Consider the following 17438-nt stretch of genomic DNA (forward strand, 5'->3'; position numbering starts at 1 on the left):
TTTTCCCGGTTCCATTCCGCGCTTTTCCTCCTTTGTTCTCATTCAATTTTTCTGAAAACCCGGTAAATTGAAAAGGCTTTTATTTCTTATTGGAGGGGTCTGACTTGAAGAAAAACGCATTCACGAAGAAATTCATTCCGCTTGCGGCTGTTTCTGCTATCGCTTTCGCCGGCATTGCCGGCACCGGCACAGACGCGGAAACGAAAACGAATAACGCCCGGGAAGATCACGCAAAAGTGAAAAATGTCATTTTCCTGATCGGCGATGGCATGGGTAATTCCTATACATCCGCTTATCGTTACCTGAAAGACGATCCGTCGACGAAAACCGTAGAGCGCATGGCGTTCGATCAGTACCTCGTCGGCCAGCAGATGACATATGCGGAAGATGCGGATGAGAATGTAACGGATTCCTCTTCCGCCGCCACGGCGATGGCCGCCGGCATCAAGACGTACAACAGCGCAGTTGCGGTCGATAATGACAAATCAGAAGTGAAGACGGTCCTGGAAGCGGCGAAAGAGCAAGGGAAAGCGACCGGACTCGTCGCGACATCCGAGATCACGCACGCCACACCGGCTTCCTTCGGCTCACATGATCCGAACCGCAAGAACATGAACGGCATCGCCGATGACTACTTCGACGAACTGATCAACGGCCAGCATAAAGTGGACGTCCTTCTCGGAGGCGGCGCTGATTTGCTGATCCGTGAAGACCGCAACATCGCTGAGGAGTTCCAGGCGGACGGCTTCAGCTTCGTCGACAGCCGCGAAGAACTGCTGGCAGACACGAACGACCAGGTCATCGGCCTGTTCGCACCGCGCGGACTGCCGAAAATGATCGACCGCGACGCGTCGGTCCCTTCCCTCGAAGAGATGACGGAATCGGCACTCGACCGCCTCAGCCAGGATAAGGACGGGTTCTTCCTCATGGTCGAAGGCAGCCAGATCGACTGGGCCGGCCATGACAATGACATCGTCGGCGCGATGAGCGAAATGGAAGACTTCGAGAAAGCATTCGAAGCGGCGATCGAATTCGCGAAGAAAGACAAGCACACGCTCGTCATCGCGACGGCCGACCACTCGACTGGCGGCTTCTCGATGGGTGCGGACGGTGAGTACAATTGGTTCAGTGAGATTGTCGAAGGAGCGGAACGCACACCGGACTTCATGGCGGAAGCGATCCTGGACGGAGCGGACGCGGACGCGGTCCTCAACGACTATATCGGCTTTGACGTAACGGATGCGGAAGCGGCGGCTGTCCGGGAGGCGGCGGCAACGAATGACCTCCGCGCGACGGATGACGCCATCGAAAACATCATCAACGAACGCACGCTCACCGGCTGGACGACCGGCGGCCATACGGGCGAAGACGTCAACGTCTATGCATACGGCCCGGCAAGCCATCAATTCGCCGGCCACCTCGACAACACCGATCAGGCGAAGATCATCTTCGATCTCCTGAAAGCAGATGTCACCATCGACGATAAGTGATCCCGGTTCCCGCTGCTGTCCGACGGCAGCGGGGATTTTTTAAAGGCTTGGAGGGTTTTATTGAAATGAAAAAAGAACTGCTGACAGGGCTGGCGCTCGCATTGCTCCTGAGCGGCTGCAGCGACGGAGCGGCGGCGCCGGAAGAAGAGGCGGAAACGGCGGAGACGCCGGCTGCAGAACCGGAGACGGCGAGCGGCGGCATTCCGGACTTTTATGAAGGATACGTCGCTAACCCGCAAGTGACCGATGACCGCGCGCTGACGGAAACGGGGCAGACGGTGCGTGACGCCAACGGACAAATCACGCTGAAAGCGATCGCATCACCGGATGCCGCTGTGGAGATCGGCGGCATCGAGCTGACCGTCCACGAGGCGAAAGTATTCATGTTCCAGCCGGATTACAGCCTCACCGATTTCTATCATCATTACACGGATGAGGAAGAATTTGCGGTCGTGAAAGCATTTGTTTCGTTCACGAATACGACCGATGCGCCGCTCCAGTTCGCACCGGTCGCGCTCGCTTCGACCGATACCGGCGAAGAGCGCACATGGGAAGACGACATCTATCTTGAGGAAATGAACGGGGAAATCGCGCTCGGTGAGACGGTGAAAGGCAGCATCGGGTTCGTGGTCGATGACGCGGAAGTCGGCTCCCTCACACTGACGACGAGCGACGTATTCAGTGCGGACGACGAAAAAGTGGCAGACGCGGCGAAGATCGAGATACAATTCACGGAATGATTCCTCCGGATTTTTCCGGAATCTTGACGGCCGTCAAGGTTCCGGGCCGCCATTCGGCGTTACGGTGAATATACCATCCATCACCCCGGACAGGATGGTACCCATCTTAGCACGGAAGGAGGGTTCGCACGCATCACCGGCAGCCGGAGGGATGCGGCTGCCGGATGTCGGCCGGAACGCCTGTGGAGAATGGGGATTTGGACAGAATGTGCTGAAGATACTCAGGAAGCCGCGTACTGGTCGTCTGCCCGGCAGAAAGCGCCGGGCGGACACCCCGGATGATCAGTGAACCGGCTGGATTAAGGACGTGAACGAGCGGACGCGCAGGCGTCCGCTCGTTCGTATTCCCGACAGATTGCAGGCGCACCCTTCTGATGCCGATCATTAATTCGACTGTTCGGCACCAGTCGCCTGCTCAGCCATGTAGCCGCCGCCTCCGCCATCCCCGCAGGCTGCGAGCACACTGATCAGGGCGGCAGCCATCAGGAGTGCCAGCCTTTTCTTCATCGTGAACACCTCCTCTTCCGGAGCTTTCTTACAAGTACCATACCCTTTTTTCAGCCTGTCCCTATAGGACGAAGTATTCAAGCTTACAGGATTTACGTGCGTCCGGTGCCATCCCGCTTGTTTTATTCCTCTTCTGCCGTATACCGAAGCCACTCTTCGCTCGATCCGGCTTCGTCCTGGATGTAGATCGCCTCTTCATCATCGGTCACGTAAATGTCGATGCCCGGCTCGGTGCCGTCGTCTTCGCCGGTCGTCTCCTCCGTGAATGTCAGCTCGTCTTCGTCGAGTTCCCCTTCGGACATGACGGTATCGAAGGTGTATGTCCGTCCGTCATAGATGATCCATGACTCCGGCAGGCCCGGGTCCTCCTCTGTCCGTTCGGCCGGCACTTCCGCACCCGGCACTTCTTCCGGTTCAGGCGCACAGCCGCCGGAGAGAACGAGTGATGCCGTTGCGGCGATCGCGATTGCACTCCATTTCATCTGCTTCATCTCCTTTCCGGGACTCACTGTATTCGTTGTTTCAGGAAGCGGCACGTTTCACGCGGCGGGGAAAATTTTGTCGCCGAAAGCAGGACAGCCGCCGCTGCCCATTGAAAACCGCCCACTCCGCGATACCCGCTTCCCGGCTCTGCACGTGCTGCGGGCGCACCGAAAAAAAGCGGACGCCTCCGCGCCCGCTTCCCCTCGTTCATTCAGCTGCGGTCACCGAAAAAGTTCTTGAACATCTGCACGGTCGCCTGCCGGTTGATGGCGGCGATCGATGTGGTGATCGGGATTCCTTTCGGGCACACTTCGACGCAGTTCTGCGAGTTGCCGCAGTCTTGAAGTCCGCCGTCCTTCATGAATTCATTCAGCCGGACCGACTTGTGCATGGCACCTGTCGGGTGGGCGTTTTTCAGCTCGACCTGCGTGAACGAGAACGGACCCATGAAATTCGTTTTGCTGTTGACGTTCGGGCACGCTTCGAGGCACACGCCGCATTTCATACACTTCGACAGCTCGTATGCCCACTGCCGCTTATGCTCAGGCATCCGCGGTCCTTCGCCGATATCGTACGTGCCGTCGATCGGAATCCAGGCATGGACCCTCTTCAGCGTTTCGAACATCTGGTCCCGGTCGATGACGAGGTCGCGGACGACGGGGAATGTGGCCATCGGCTCCAGCACAATCGGCTGTTCAAGCTGATCTACCAGCGCGGCGCAAGCCTGCCGGGCGCGGCCGTTGATGACCATCGAACAGGCGCCGCACACTTCCTCCAGGCAATTCATGTCCCACGCGACCGGGGTCGTCTTTCTGCCCTCGGCGTCCACGGGATGCCGGCGGATGTGCATCAGCACGGAAATGATGTTCATGTTCGGCCGGTGCGGCACTTGGAAAGTCTCCGTGTACGGCGCACTGTCGGCCCGATCCTGCCGGGTGATCCGGACAGTGACTTCGTTACTCATGTTACCGCCTCCTTTCAGATTCAGATCCGCTTCCGTCTATAGCGTGAACGCGAACGGTACTGCTGCGGCGCACGGAGCGGGTAATGGACCGGCACGCTGTATAAGTGCACGAGCCGCGTGAACGGAATCGATGCGAACAGCGCGAATGCGGTGATGACATGCAGCTGGAATAAGAACGGCACAGCCGTCATGAGCTCGTACTGCGGCCGGAACACGAACAGACTCCGGAACCACGGCCCGATGGTCGTCCGGTATTCATACTCCAGCACCGTCGTATTATAGACGAGCGTGATATACACGCCGAGGCCCGCGACGATGATCAGGCTGATGACGGAAAAGAAATCAGCGAACGTGGCATGGATCCGGACGCGGTCGACGGTCATTTTCCGGATGAGCAGGATGACCGCGCCCGCAACCACCATGAGGCCCGCGACGCCGCCGCCGTAAATGGCGAAATCATGGTACAGATGATCGCTGATCCCGAGTCCGCGATAAAATTCGATCGGGATGACCATGCCCATGACGTGGCCGATGAACGCGAACAGCAAGCCGTAATGGAACAGCGGCGAGCCGATCCTGAGCCATTTCTTCTCGAAGATTTCCGTGGAAGGCGCGACCCAGCTCAGCTGGTTGTATGCGAAACGGTATAAGGAACCGACGATCATGATGGCGAGCGTCAAATACGGGAAAACGACCCACCAGAAAATTTCACCCATTTCTCCCATTTTTTCGCCTCCTTGGGCGGACAGGTCCGCCCGGTTTGCTTCGGCCGGCATCAGTTGTACATGATCGGATACGGCAAGTCCTCAAGGTCCGCCTCTTCCCGGTCCATCTCCATCTTCTTCAGTTCTTCTTCCGTCGGCGCTTCGAACACCGCATCCATCAGCACCATCAGGATCCGCCGGTACGGATGTTCTTCCGACAGGTGGTCGGCAATGCGCTGGGTGACGGCCCCAAGGCGTTTCATGAGCCGTCCCTTCTCCATGTGCGCGCCCGCGACCGCGGTGAATTCGAACAGAAGGGGAATGAAATCGGAAAGTTCCCCATCCGTCCGTTCGTACCCCGATTCACCGATGATCTTCTGCAGGCGGATGAGCGCGGCGCCGCGCTTCGGACTGTCGCCGAATTCATGTGCGGACAAATAAAGGCCGCACTCCGTCTTCAAGTCGAATGTCGCCACATACAATTCCATCCGCTCCTTCAGCGGAATGCTGTAGATCGCGTCCGCCGCGGCGAGCGCCTGCTGCCTGATTTCCGCCGGTGCCTCCATTTCCGTAAGGCAGTCGAGCACGTCCCGCTCGTCATCGCCGGCCGGGTAGCTGAGGAGCCGGGAAGCGGCGATCAGCAGGTGGTCCTGATAACCGGTCATCTCACCGCCCCCTCTCGAACGGATAAGTGGTCATGCCTTCCGGCGGCGCCAGGTCTTCGATGCTGCAGGCTCCCTGCTCGTAATGCAGTTCATCACCGTCCATCTCCCGCCGGCCGGTCGGAATGACGAACCGCTCGCTATACTTCGAGACGCCGAGCAGCCGCGCCATGTCTTCGACCGTCTCTGTGTCGATGCCCGCTTCTTCGAGCAGTCTGCTCTTCGCGAGTTCATCGACGCCGCCGACATTGACGCTTCGCATATGGACGCGCATCGCGGTCAGTTTGAGCAGCACCCGGCGGATCACTTCGGTGTCATCCGCCGCGAGGATCGATGCGAGGTACTGCATCGGGATGCGCATCTGGTCGACCGCCGGGATGTAGCCGTCCGTGCTGAGCTCTTCTTCGTTCGTGATGTGGTTCATGATCGGGCTGAGCGGCGGAACGTACCATACCATCGGCAGCGTCCGGTATTCCGGGTGGAGCGGCAGGGCTATTTTCCATTTCATCGCCATTTTATACACCGGCGATTCCTGGGCGCTGCGGATCCATTCGTCGTTTATTCCCGCTTCGCGGGCCTCGGCGATCACTTCCGGATCGAACGGATCGAGGAAACAGCCGAGCTGCGCTTCATACAGGTTCTGCGGGTCTTCGACGGAAGCCGCGGCCTTCACTTTGTCGGCGTCATACAGCACGACGCCGATGTAGCGGATGCGGCCGACGCATGTCTCCGAACAGATCGTCGGAAGGCCGGCTTCTGTGCGCGGATAGCAGAAATTGCACTTTTCCGCTTTGTGGGTGTTCCAGTTGTAATACACTTTGTTGTACGGGCAGCCGTTCATGCAGAAACGCCAGCCGCGGCATTCTTCCTGATCGACGAGCACAATGCCGTCCTCGTCCCGCTTGTACAAAGCGCCGGACGGACAGGAAGCGACGCACGACGGGTTCAGGCAATGCTCGCAGATGCGCGGCAAGTACATCATGAACGTCTTTTCGTACTCCATCGCGATATGTTCCTGCAGCTTTTCGACGTTCGGGTCCATCGGCACGACTTCGCTGCCGCCGGCAAGGTCGTCATCCCAGTTCGAGCCCCATTCCGGCTGGTCGATGTATTTCCCGGTGATCATCGACTTCGGCCGGGCGGAAAGGACGTAATCCGACCGTTCGCCTTCGATGAGGTGCCGGTAGTCGTATGTCCACGGTTCGTAGTAGTCGTCGAGCGTCCCCATGTTCGGATTGTAGAAGATCTTCGCGAGCTTAGACAGGGCACCGCCCGCGCGGAGGCGGAGCTTGCCGTTGGAATATTCCCAGCCGCCCTTGTAGCGGTCCTGGTCTTCCCAGCGTTTCGGGTAACCCGGCCCCGGTCGGGTCTCGACGTTATTGAACCAGATGTATTCCATTCCGGGCCGGTTCGTCCACGTCGTCTTGCATGTCACGGAACAGGTGTGGCAGCCGATGCATTTATCGAGGTGCATCACCATTGCGACTTGCGCTTTAACGTTCAAGCCAGTCTACCTCCTTCAGCGGCCGGACGATGGCGATCGTGTCGCGCTGGCTCCCCGTCGGCCCGTAATAGTTGAACCCGTAGCTGAGCTGCGAATAACCGCCGATCATATGCGTCGGCTTGGCCGTGATCCGGGTGACACTGTTGTGCGTCCCGCCCCGCTTTTTCGTCGCCTGCGTGCCCGGCACGCCCATCGTCCGGTCCTGCGCATGGTACATATACACCATGCCCGGCGGGATCCGATACGTCAGCACGGCGCGCGCCGCGACCGCGCCGTTGCGGTTGTACACTTCAATCCAGTCGTTGTCTTTCAGGCCGATCGACGCGCCGTCCTTCTCATTCATCCAGACGACCTGCCAGCCCCGGAACAGCTGCACCATCGGGGAAGTTTCCGTGAACATCGTATGGATGCCCCATTTCTGGTGCGGCGTGAGGTAGCGGAGCGTCAGCGATTTACCGTTCTCTTCGGGCAGCGTTTCGCCGGTGACGTACGGTCCTTTGTTGAGCGGCGGCAAGTACAGCGGCAGCCCTTCCCCGAAATCAAGCATCATTTCATGGTCGAGGTAGAAACTCTGACGCCCCGTCAAGGTCCGCCACGGAAGACCGTATTCCGTATTGACCGTGAACGGCGAGTAGCGCGCGCCGTCCTTTTCGAGACCGCTCCATACCGGCGACGGCAGCGTCTGGCGCGGCTGCGCGGTGATATCGAGCAGCGTGAACGCTTCTTCCTCGTGACCCGCCGCGATTTCCTCCAGATGCGGGCGGCCGGTCTTCTCGCCGAGCGCTTTCCAGCCTTCGACGGCCCGTTCGCCGTTCGACGCGCCGGACATATGGAGGATCGTTTCGCACGCTTTCACATCAGTGAATAAATCCGGCAGCCCTTTGCCGATCCCTTCCCGTTTCGATTTGCCGAGGCGCTTCTTCAGATCCTCGTAGGCTTTCGTCCCCGGGAACTTGATCCCTTTCATCGCATAGCCCTTCTCCAGGACCGGGCCGACCGTGATCATCTTGCCGTAGACATTCGCGAGATCCCGCTTCACGACAGTCAGATTCGGCATCGTCTTGCCGGGGACCGCTTCCGCTTCCCCTTTCCGCCAGTCGCGGATCTTGCCGTCCGGCTGCGCGATCTCACCCGGCGTGTCATGGCCGAGCGGCGTCATGAGCACTTCTTCAATTTCCGGCAAGTGCTCTTTCGCGAGTTCCGAGAACACCCGGCCGATTTCCTTGAACGTGTCCCAGTCGCTTTTCGCGTCCCACGGCGGATTGATCGCCGGGTTGAACGGGTGGATGAACGGATGCAGATCCGTCGTGCTCAAGTCCGTCTTTTCATACCAGGTCGCCGCCGGCAACACGATATCGGAAAACAGGCCCGAGCTGGTCATCCGGAAATCGATCGACACGAACAGGTCCGTCTTCCCTTCCGGCGCCGTTTCCGATACTTTGACGTCTTCCGGTTCCCACGACATGCCTGTCTCCGCCTGCACTTGATGATCGCCGCCGATCAGGTGCTTCACGAAATATTCGTGCCCTTTCCCGCTGTCGCCCAGCAGGTTCGAGCGCCAGTTGAAGAACACGCGCGGAAAATTGCGCGGGTCGTCGGGGTTCTCGATCGCCCAGTCGACGCGGCCGTCTTTGATCTTCTTTGTGATGGCTTCCGTCACTTCTTCATCTGTTACGGCGCCTTCCGCCCGCGCTTCCGTCACCAGGTCGACTGAATTCTGTGAGAACTGCGGGAATGACGGCAGCCAGCCGAGACGCGCCGCGAGCGCGTTCACATCCGCCGGATGCTTGTTTGCGTATTTGCTGCCCCAGGCGCTCTGCACTTCGTCGATCTTTTCCTCGTAGCGGAACTGGTCCGTCGCAAAATAGAAATACGAGGTGCCATTCTGCAGCCGTGGAGACGCCGTTTCCCAATCTTTCGCGAACGCGACGATCTGCCAGCCTTCGACCGGACGGACTTTCTCCTGGCCGACGTAATGGGCCCAGCCGCCGCCGTTGACACCTTGCGAACCCGTCAGCATGACGAGGTTCAGGATCGACCGGTAAATATGGTCGCTGTGGTACCAATGATTGGTGCCGCCGCCCATCGCGATCATCGACTTGCCGTTCGTGCGCTCGGCATTGTCCGCGAACTCACGGGCGACGGTGATGACGTGCTGCCGGTTTACGCCGGTGATCGGTTCCTGCCACGCCGGCGTGTACGGTTTCGGGTCGCTGTAGCTTGTCGGGTAATCGCCCGGCAGGCCGCGGCCGACCCCTGTATGCGCCATCATGAGGTCGTGGATCGTCGTGACGCGCACCGATTCCCCGTTTTTCGTCCGGATACGTTTCACCGGCACGCCCCGCCGGACTGTCCCGCCCTGTTCCTGGGCGAAATACGGGAAGTCGACCTGGAGGACGTCATCAGCGTCCTCCAGGAACGTCAGCGCCGGGTCGATCGCCGTCCCGTCCTGGTTTTCGAGATCCAGGTTCCATTTGTTTTGTCCGTCCCAGCGGTGTCCCTGCGTCCCGTTCGGCACTTCCACGCGCCCCCGTCCGGCATCCCACACGACCGGCTTCCAGTCGCCGAGCTCGTGTTCATCGCCGAGATCCGACGCATGGAGAAAGCGGCCCGAACGGTACGCGCCTTCCTCGCCGTCGATCAGAACGAGGAACGGCAGGTCGGTGAACTTCTTCGCGTACCGGATGAAGTACGGCACTTGCCGGTCGGCGTAGAACTCTTTCAGGATGACGTGCGTCATCGCCATCGCGAGTGCGCCGTCCGTCCCGGCCCTTGCCGGAAGCCAAATGTCGGCGAATTTCTCGTACTCCGCAAAGTCAGGGCTGACACCGACCACTTTCGTTCCGTTATACCGCGATTCGACCATGAAATGCGCGTCCGGCGTCCGGGTCTGCGGCAAGTTCGTCCCCCAGATAATAAAATACTTCGTGTTGTACCAGTCGGCGCTTTCCGGCACATCCGTCTGGTCGCCCCATACTTGCGGCGACGCAGGCGGCAGGTCCGCATACCAGTCGTAAAAGCTCAGGATCGTCCCGCCGATCAGCGACAGGAAGCGCGTGCCGCCCGCATAGCTCACCATCGACATTGCCGGAATCGGACTGAATCCGGCGATGCGGTCCGGCCCGTATTTCCTGATCGTATGGATCGATGCGCTTGCGATCATCAGCGTCGCGTCGCGCCAGTTGGCACGCACCATGCCGCCCCGGCCGCGCACTTTCACATACCGCGCGCGTTTTTCGGGATCGCTCACGATGTTGTCCCACGCTTCCACGGGATTGAAGCCCTGCGCCAGCTCCTCTTTCCACATCGCATACAGTTCGCTCCGCACATACGGGTACTTCACGCGTACCGGGCTGTACGTATACCAGGAGAAACTTGCGCCCCGCGGACAGCCCCGCGGTTCATATTCCGGAAAGTCCGAGCCGACCGACGGGTAGTCGGTCTTCTGCGTCTCGTATGTGATGATGCCGTCCTTCACGTAAATGTTCCAGCTGCAGGAGCCCGTGCAGTTCACACCATGCGTCGAACGGACGACCCGGTCATGGCCCCAGCGGTTGCGGTACATGCCTTCCCAATCCCGCGGCCGCGTGCTCTCTTCCGTGAATCCGTCATTGATGCGGTCGCCCGGACGTAAAAACCTCAAATGCTTGAACAGCTTGTTTTCTTTATTCGCCATCCGGAGCACCGCCTTTTCCCGCCGGTGCGATCGGATTGAACCGCTCCCCCGTGATCCGGAAGCTGGCCGATCCCGCCTGCAGTTCTTCTCTGAAAATGCCTAATGACGGCGCGTTCGCCGCGACGATGATCAGCCGGCCGACCGCCGCGAAATCCGTCAGGCCCTGTATCTCTTCCAGCACGTCTTCCGGCACGGAACCGAACCGCATCCTGAGGATTTCAATGAGGTCGTTGCGGTCTTCGTCCATGACGGCATCTTCGTTCATCGGAAACATCCGATCCCTTCTTTCTACGGTTTGATCATCCTTAGGTAGTCTTCCATCATCGTCTTCTTGCACAGCTCGCGCACTTCCCGGCTGAATTCGCCGAATGCGCCGAACGCTTCGTCCTGCGGGAAAACACGGACCGCCTCTTCGCGGAACCCTTCTCCGCAGCTGACACGGATCTCGGTCCCGTCTTCCGTATCCCGGCAGTCCGCCCGGATATCGTATGAATGGATATTGGCTTCCGCGAGTTCTTCCATCAGCCGGCCGTAAAGCTCCGGCCGGGCGATCCGCAGCAGCCGGTAACCATCCCCGTTCCGCTGGCTGCCCAACAGCTCCACCTCCGTCCGTCAATGATCCGGCAGCACATCCATCTCTTCCTTATTGTGCAGCTCGTCGACCAGGATCAATGCCTGGAAGCGCCGCAGCGCCTCCGCACCCGCCCCTTCCCCGTCGAGCTTGTCTTTGGCGTCTTTCAGCAGCTGCCGGAGCAGTTCATGATCACGTGTCAGTGCGACAATCCGGTCCCGCAGTTCCGGCGAATCCCCGGCGATTTCCTGGTACAGCCCCGCTTCTTCGGCATCCGCATGCGCGAGCGTCCGCGTCTCCCAATGTTCGACCAGGATGTAGGCGGTCTCCAGCGCGCGCTCCTTATCCCCTTCCAGAAGGAGATTGTGGAGCACATTCGTCAGCTCCGCCGCTTCCTGCAGCGCCGCTTCATGTATGGCGGTATGGCTGTCCACTTTCCGCAACGCAGGTCCTGACAATTCGTCCACCTCCATTTCCATTGGCTGTATGGACTTACAATTCCATGGTAACAGATAAATATTAGAATATTCAGGGTACTTTAGTATCTATTTTGTGAACTTTCAGTTTATTTTGCGGAAATTTTGTGACAGCCATGTTCCTTTGCCGGTTTCCATCCCATCCCCTCCGCCTGAATCTGGTATACTTTCCTTAAAGATGAAACCGTCGCTTTAACGGACTGCACGAACAAAAAAAGAGGTGAAGACGTGTTCTGGGAGATGAAAGCGAGATACTTGATCCTGTCCATGGTCTCTGCGGTGATTTTCCTGATATTCGCCCTGACGGTATTCAGCCGGCCATCGCCGATGACATTAGAAGCTCCGGCGCCCTTATCGATGGAAACGGTGAACTTCCTCATTTATTTCACGCTGTACATCGCAGTGCCGGTCCCGTACTTCTGGTACCACTTCCGCAAGCAGGGCCGGTCTGTCCGTCAAGTCGTATTCACTGAAGGAATAAAGGACTGGATCCCGCGGCTGCTCGCGCTGGTCCTCGTGCTGATCGCCTTCTCGCTCAGCGTGTTCTGGCTGCAGCTGTTCGCGCTCATGCCGGTCGCGCCGTGGCTTGTGGAGCTGTTCCTTGAGCCGGCGCCGCTTTCGCAGTCGCCGGTGTATTTAGTCATCGAAGTGGCGTTCCTTGGGGTGATCGGCCCGATCGCGGAGGAATTCATATTCCGCGGCGTGCTGCTGAACCGGCTGATCCGTAAGACGTCGATGTGGGGCGGCATCCTGATTTCGAGCATGCTGTTCGGCGCGCTGCACGCCGATATTCTCGGCGCCTTCCTGTTCGGTGTCGTCGCGTCGCTCTTGTTCATTAAGACGCGCAACCTGCTGGTGCCGATTTTACTGCACATCTTCAATAACCTGCTCGCCGTCCTGAGCGCATTCGCGTTCCCGGCGTTTCCGGAAGCGCTCGCCCTGCTGGAGCCTTCGGATGTATACGACAAAGCGCTGCCGAACGCTTTGCTGCTTCTCGCGGCTTCCGTCGCGCTCGGCGTGCTTCTCAAACGGCTGATCAGAAGCCTGAAGCCGTCTTATTCTTGAACTGGGGGGATGAACTGTGAAGCTGGCCATTTTATCCGATATCCATGAAGGACTGAACCGGAAGAATACGGAGACGTCGATCATGGCCGCACTGAACCGGTGGATCGCAGCGAACCGGCCCGATGTTTTCCTCATCGCCGGCGATATGACGGCGGGACCCGAAAAAAGCCTGAAGCTGCTTGAACAGCTCCAAGCGGATTTCCCGGCGGTCCGGGTTTTATTCGTCCACGGCAACCACGATGTGTACGCGGCGGATTCCCAGAAGGCGTACGAGACGCTCCTCGCGTTCCGCGGCAATCTCGGAAACGGCCCTGCGGAACTGGGCGGCGGCTGGGTGGCGGTCGGCGACGGCGGCTGGTATGATTATTCGTTCGCCATCGACGGTTATGACGAGGCCGATTTCGAACGCGGCACGTTCGGCTCCTTCACGTGGCCGGATAAACTGCACGCCCGCTGGCCGGAGTCCGACATCGGACGTACGGAGCTCTATGCGGAGAAACTTGAGCGCCAGCTGCGGGCACATGTCGGCAAGAAGGTCATCCTCGTGACGCACACCGTGCCTTTCAGGCAATTCGTCCAAGTGAAAGGCGATCCGTCATGGGATTTCTTTAACGCCATGATGGGCAGCGCCCGCTATGGGGAACTCGCCGAGCGGTATGGCGTGAAGAAAGTCGTGTTCGGCCATATCCACACGCGATACCGTCAGGAGCACAACGGGATCGACGCCATCTGCAGCCCGCTCGGCTATTTCCCGCATGAATGGGGTTCCGCCTCCCCGGATGAAGAAATCGCAAGCGCGGTGACGCTGGTCGAACTGGACACATGAATCAGGAAAAGCCGGGCGCGCGCAATGCCCAGCTCTTTTTCATGTTGGCGGGTTCCGTCCGGGGGTTCCGCGGAATCCCGCACCCCGCGTCTGAAACGGCGCAAATTCGGGTATAGCAACAGTATCTGTTCCCCCGAAACGGAGGAAAACCGCTATGGAAAACTTGGAAGAAACGGTAAAAGTCACAATCGAAGGCGCCGGCTGGCTGGCGCCATTCCTGTTCGTCATCCTGCATGTCCTGCGCCCTGTACTGCTGCTGCCGGTCATCGTCGTCTGCCTGATCGGCGGGCTGCTGTTCGGCATCGTGTGGGGCGCGGTCCTGAACTTTATCGGCCTGGCGCTCATGACGCTCGTTACATACTGGCTTGTCGGCCGATTCCCGAAGTTCAAAGCGCGGCTCGACCGGCTGAAGGAAAAGTTCGTGCACGGCAAGACGGTCACGCTCGGCCAAGTTATGCTGCTGCGCTGCATGCCGTTCGTCCATTTCCAGCTGCTGAGCGTGTATGTGATCGAAATGACCAAGTCGTTCCGGCAATACTTCCTTTATTCGCTTGTCGGCGTCATCGGGCCGGCGATCCTCTATACCGCGTTCGGCGACCTCATCTCGGAATTGTCCCTCACGCAGATGCTCCTGATCTTCGCCGCGCTCGCGCTTGTCTACTATGGCATCCACCGGTTCCATAAAGCGCGCATCGCAGCCGCCGATTAAGGGACGAGGTCCTGAAGCGCCTCATCGATGGCCGCAAATTTAAACCGGAACCCTTCCTTTTCAAGCCGCTCGGGGATGACCCAGCGGCTTTTCAGTATGAGCTCCGTCTCCGTGCGGATGAACAAAGCGCCCGCTTCAAGCAGCCAAGCCGGTGCCGGCAGTCCGATTTTGGCACCGAATGCCTGCCGCATCTTCTCCATCAGTTCCCTATTCGTTACCGGTTCCGGCGCGGCGCAGTTGAAGACGCCGTCGAGGCAGGGGCGATGTGCAATAAATTCGATGATGCGGTATAGGTCTTCGATATGAATCCAGCTGAACATTTGCGTGCCCGGCCCCTGGACGCCGCCGAGTCCGAAACGCACGAGGTTGCGGTACGGTTCCATGACTCCGCCGTCACCGAGGACGATGGCGATGCGGAGCGCGGCTTTCCGCGTTTCCGGCAGGTCATGCGCGAAAAATGCCCGCTCCCACGCTCTGGCGACGTCGACCGAGAAGCCGGAACCGATTTCTCCTCCTTCTTCAGTCATCGGCCGGTCTTCCGCATGCCGGTAAATCGTTGCCGTGCTCGCATTGATCCACAGCGGCGGCGGATTATCGCATTCGGCGATAAGCTCGCTGAGCAGCGCGGTCGTTTCGGTGCGCGAGCGTAAAATTTCCGGCCGGTTCTCTTTATTGTACCGGCAGTTCACGGATTTCCCCGCGAGGTTGATGAGCATGTCCGCCCCTTCCAGCGCTTCTTTGATTTTTTCCGGTTCCTGCCAGGTGATATGCGGTTCACTGCGTGAAATGATGAGGGGAGCATCCCCCGCTTCCCGGAACCGCTGTTCCAAATACCGGCCGACGAATCCCGTGCCGCCGGCGATGATGATTTTACGCTGCAAGTCACTCACCCTTTTCCCGTGTTTCCTATGGTGACGCGGCCGTGCATCCAAAAGTTGCAAAAATCAAAAACGCCGTCTCTCCAAGACGGAGGACGGCGTTGCATTGGATACAAAATCGGATCAGGTTTTTTTCTTCAGTGCCTTGGCTTCATCCGAGACGTCCTTCAGCATCGACCAGCCCATCAGGATGATGATGATCGCGAACGGCAGCGCCGCGATGATGAGCATGTTCTGCAGCCCTGCGGTTCCGCCGAAATAAACGATGACAGCCGCAACAGCGGACTGGATAAGCCCCCACGTGATCTTCACCGTGTTCGGCGGGTTCAGCAGCCCGTCCGTCGTCAGCATCCCGAGGACGAATGTCGCGGAATCCGCCGATGTGATGAAGAAAATCGCGATGACGAAAATCGTGATGATCGACATGAAGTAGCCGAGCGGATACTCGGCCAGCACGCCGAAAGTGGACGTCTCAAGCGCGAATTCGGAGATTTTCGAAATCCCGAGCTGCTCCAAACGCAGCGCTGACACACCGAACACCGCGAAAAATACGAAGCTGAGCAGTGACGGCACGACGAGAACCCCCATCAGAAATTCCTTGATCGTTCGGCCGCGTGAAATCCGGGCGATGAAAATACCGACGAACGGCGCCCAGGAAACCCACCATGCCCAATAGAAGATGGTCCAAGCATTGATCCATGACCGGTTCTCTTCATTGAGCGGCGCGATCCGCAGACTCATCGAGAAGAAATCCGCGACATACTGTCCGAGCGCGTTCGTGAACATATTCAGGATGTACAGCGTCGGCCCGACGATGAACAGCAGGATGAGCAGGAATGCGGCAAGCCCCATGTTGATGTTGCTCAAGTACTTGATGCCGCGTCCGAGACCCGACCAGGCCGACCAGATGAACAATGCGGTCGCCACCGCCAGCACAATCAGCTGCACGGTGAACGTGTTCGGAATGCCTTCGAACATGAAGGCGAGACCGCCGGTGATCTGCGCGGAACCGAAGCCGAGCGTCGCAGCGACGCCGATAACGGTCGCGAATACGGCGAGCGAATCGATCAGTTTCCCGAGAATGCCGCGCATGAGGTTCTCACCGAACAGCGGAACGAGCGTCGCGCTGATCAGCCCTGGCGCACCTTTATGGAACTTAAAGTACGCCAGCACCAGACCTACGATGCCGTAAATGGCCCAAGCATGGACTCCCCAATGGAAGAACGAAAATTTGAGCGCTTCTTTGATTGCCTGTTCAGAACCTTCCGGTGAAACTGGACTGCTCTTGAACGCGTGGGAAATCGGTTCAGCAGTGGACCAGAATACGAGCCCCATGCCCATCCCTGCGCTGAACAGCATAGCGAACCAGGAAGCCCGGCTGAATTCGGGTTCGTCATCCTTCTTTCCCAGTTTCACGTTTCCGAAGCGCGAGAACATCATATAAACACAGAAAAGAAGAACGGCGAGTACGAGCAGCAGGTAAAACCAGCCGAAGTCTTCGTAGATTTGCCCCGTCAGTCCGAGTGTGACTTCCTCCAGATTTGTCGGGGCGACTGCCCCCCAAATGACAACAAGTAACGAAATGCCCAATGAAATCCAAAATACCAATGTCGCTTTTTGCATGCTTCACCTCTCAACAGTTTAATTAATGTATGATTCCAGATTTGTATCCAACCTGAATAATTTTATCATAAATTTATTTTTCGCGCTTCTCTTATTAACGGAAAAGTAGGAACTTATCATCATTTCCAGTATCAGTAAGCGGAAGAAGTTCCTATGTTTCGTTTCATTCCGCCCGTGGCGTTTAAGCGGCAGGTCCGTGCGGGAAATTAAAGAAGTAACTATCATTTATTGAGACAGGAGGTATTTTCATGGTCATTATGTGGGAAGGACAGGAATTGACGCTATTGGAGCAGCCTTATTTGGATGACTCGCTCGAGCAGCCGATCATGCGGGCGCATGCCAAGGATTTGAGCGGGAACCGCTACGATGTCCAGTGGCACACGGTCCAGGATTATACGGAGAATGTCGGCCGCGACGAGCATGTCGAGACGTGGGGCACACCGGATGCGGTGTACCGGCTGTAGAAGCGGAGTGGAAAGTGTGGAGCGCGCTAATTTGCAGGACGGGTATTGAGTGCCGCTGAACGCGCATAAATCCGTCTGAACGCGCATAAATTCCGC

At 58.3% G+C, this 17438-nt stretch carries 19 protein-coding genes; 6 read left to right on the forward strand and 13 right to left on the reverse strand.

The window, feature by feature from the left end:
- The first annotated feature begins 104 nt into the window (after positions 1 to 104).
- Positions 105 to 1490, forward strand: coding sequence for an alkaline phosphatase (locus tag CCE92_RS12155; protein ID WP_088008256.1), 1386 nt, complete (start codon positions 105 to 107; stop codon positions 1488 to 1490).
- A gap of 65 nt (positions 1491 to 1555) precedes the next feature.
- Positions 1556 to 2230: a DUF4352 domain-containing protein gene (locus tag CCE92_RS12160; protein WP_088008257.1), complete on the forward strand. Its 675-nt coding sequence runs from the start codon at positions 1556 to 1558 to the stop codon at positions 2228 to 2230.
- 133 nt (positions 2231 to 2363) lie between these two features.
- On the opposite strand, the gene CCE92_RS12165 is transcribed toward CCE92_RS12160, so the two are convergent.
- The 11 genes from CCE92_RS12165 to CCE92_RS12210 form a co-directional block, all read right to left on the reverse strand.
- The gene (locus tag CCE92_RS12165) at positions 2364 to 2615 is read right to left on the reverse strand and encodes a hypothetical protein (protein ID WP_088008259.1); all 252 of its coding nucleotides are present in this window, start codon (positions 2613 to 2615) and stop codon (positions 2364 to 2366) included.
- Entirely contained in the window at positions 2615 to 2737 is a 123-nt protein-coding gene (locus CCE92_RS16315; RefSeq protein ID WP_277621525.1) for a hypothetical protein, read from the reverse strand. Before CCE92_RS16315 ends, CCE92_RS12165 begins: the two co-directional genes overlap by 1 nt.
- Before the next feature lie 122 nt (positions 2738 to 2859).
- Positions 2860 to 3219 (reverse strand): hypothetical protein, encoded by a 360-nt coding sequence (locus CCE92_RS12170; RefSeq protein ID WP_088008261.1) that lies wholly within the window; start codon positions 3217 to 3219, stop codon positions 2860 to 2862.
- Positions 3220 to 3431: 212 nt separating this feature from the next.
- Entirely contained in the window at positions 3432 to 4184 is a 753-nt protein-coding gene (sdhB, locus tag CCE92_RS12175; protein WP_088008263.1) for a succinate dehydrogenase iron-sulfur subunit, read from the reverse strand.
- A gap of 20 nt (positions 4185 to 4204) precedes the next feature.
- Positions 4205 to 4900 (reverse strand): respiratory nitrate reductase subunit gamma, encoded by a 696-nt coding sequence (narI, locus tag CCE92_RS12180; RefSeq protein ID WP_088008284.1) that lies wholly within the window; start codon positions 4898 to 4900, stop codon positions 4205 to 4207.
- Between the two features lie 59 nt (positions 4901 to 4959).
- The gene (locus tag CCE92_RS12185) at positions 4960 to 5553 is read right to left on the reverse strand and encodes a nitrate reductase molybdenum cofactor assembly chaperone (RefSeq protein WP_241536032.1); all 594 of its coding nucleotides are present in this window, start codon (positions 5551 to 5553) and stop codon (positions 4960 to 4962) included.
- Between the two features lies 1 nt (position 5554).
- Entirely contained in the window at positions 5555 to 7054 is a 1500-nt protein-coding gene (narH, locus tag CCE92_RS12190) for a nitrate reductase subunit beta (protein WP_088008265.1), read from the reverse strand.
- The gene (locus tag CCE92_RS12195) at positions 7044 to 10730 is read right to left on the reverse strand and encodes a nitrate reductase subunit alpha (protein ID WP_088008266.1); all 3687 of its coding nucleotides are present in this window, start codon (positions 10728 to 10730) and stop codon (positions 7044 to 7046) included. The genes narH and CCE92_RS12195 overlap by 11 nt, the downstream gene beginning before the upstream one ends.
- On the reverse strand, positions 10720 to 11004 hold the full coding sequence (locus CCE92_RS12200; protein ID WP_088008268.1) for a hypothetical protein: 285 nt from the start codon (positions 11002 to 11004) through the stop codon (positions 10720 to 10722). Before CCE92_RS12200 ends, CCE92_RS12195 begins: the two co-directional genes overlap by 11 nt.
- A 14-nt stretch (positions 11005 to 11018) precedes the next feature.
- Entirely contained in the window at positions 11019 to 11324 is a 306-nt protein-coding gene (locus tag CCE92_RS12205) for a hypothetical protein (protein ID WP_088008269.1), read from the reverse strand.
- Between the two features lie 18 nt (positions 11325 to 11342).
- A complete protein-coding gene (locus CCE92_RS12210; protein ID WP_241536044.1) occupies positions 11343 to 11768 on the reverse strand; it encodes a hemerythrin domain-containing protein in 426 nt (141 codons plus the stop codon).
- A gap of 237 nt (positions 11769 to 12005) precedes the next feature.
- Between CCE92_RS12210 and CCE92_RS12215 the strand changes: the two genes are divergently transcribed.
- The 3 genes from CCE92_RS12215 (at position 12006) to CCE92_RS12225 (ending at position 14377) form a co-directional block, all read left to right on the forward strand.
- Positions 12006 to 12842 (forward strand): CPBP family intramembrane glutamic endopeptidase, encoded by an 837-nt coding sequence (locus tag CCE92_RS12215; protein ID WP_241536045.1) that lies wholly within the window; start codon positions 12006 to 12008, stop codon positions 12840 to 12842.
- A gap of 16 nt (positions 12843 to 12858) precedes the next feature.
- Positions 12859 to 13668 (forward strand): putative phosphoesterase, encoded by an 810-nt coding sequence (locus CCE92_RS12220; RefSeq protein WP_088008273.1) that lies wholly within the window; start codon positions 12859 to 12861, stop codon positions 13666 to 13668.
- A 154-nt stretch (positions 13669 to 13822) separates the two neighbouring features.
- Complete coding sequence (locus CCE92_RS12225; protein WP_088008276.1) at positions 13823 to 14377, forward strand: TVP38/TMEM64 family protein; 555 nt, start codon at positions 13823 to 13825, stop codon at positions 14375 to 14377.
- Here the strand turns inward: CCE92_RS12225 and CCE92_RS12230 are convergent.
- Positions 14374 to 15258 carry a TIGR01777 family oxidoreductase gene (locus CCE92_RS12230; RefSeq protein ID WP_088008278.1) on the reverse strand — a complete coding sequence of 295 codons (885 nt, stop codon included), beginning with the start codon at positions 15256 to 15258 and terminating at the stop codon, positions 14374 to 14376. The two genes, CCE92_RS12225 and CCE92_RS12230, sit on opposite strands and share 4 nt — an antisense overlap.
- A gap of 120 nt (positions 15259 to 15378) precedes the next feature.
- Complete coding sequence (locus tag CCE92_RS12235; RefSeq protein WP_088008280.1) at positions 15379 to 16878, reverse strand: BCCT family transporter; 1500 nt, start codon at positions 16876 to 16878, stop codon at positions 15379 to 15381.
- Between the two features lie 248 nt (positions 16879 to 17126).
- Here CCE92_RS12235 and CCE92_RS12240 point away from each other — a divergent pair, with 248 nt between their 5' ends.
- Positions 17127 to 17342 (forward strand): hypothetical protein, encoded by a 216-nt coding sequence (locus CCE92_RS12240; protein WP_088008282.1) that lies wholly within the window; start codon positions 17127 to 17129, stop codon positions 17340 to 17342.
- The last annotated feature ends 96 nt before the right edge of the window (positions 17343 to 17438 follow it).

This window comes from Indiicoccus explosivorum, assembly GCF_002167005.1.
Lineage (GTDB): Bacteria > Bacillota > Bacilli > Bacillales_A > Planococcaceae > Indiicoccus > Indiicoccus explosivorum.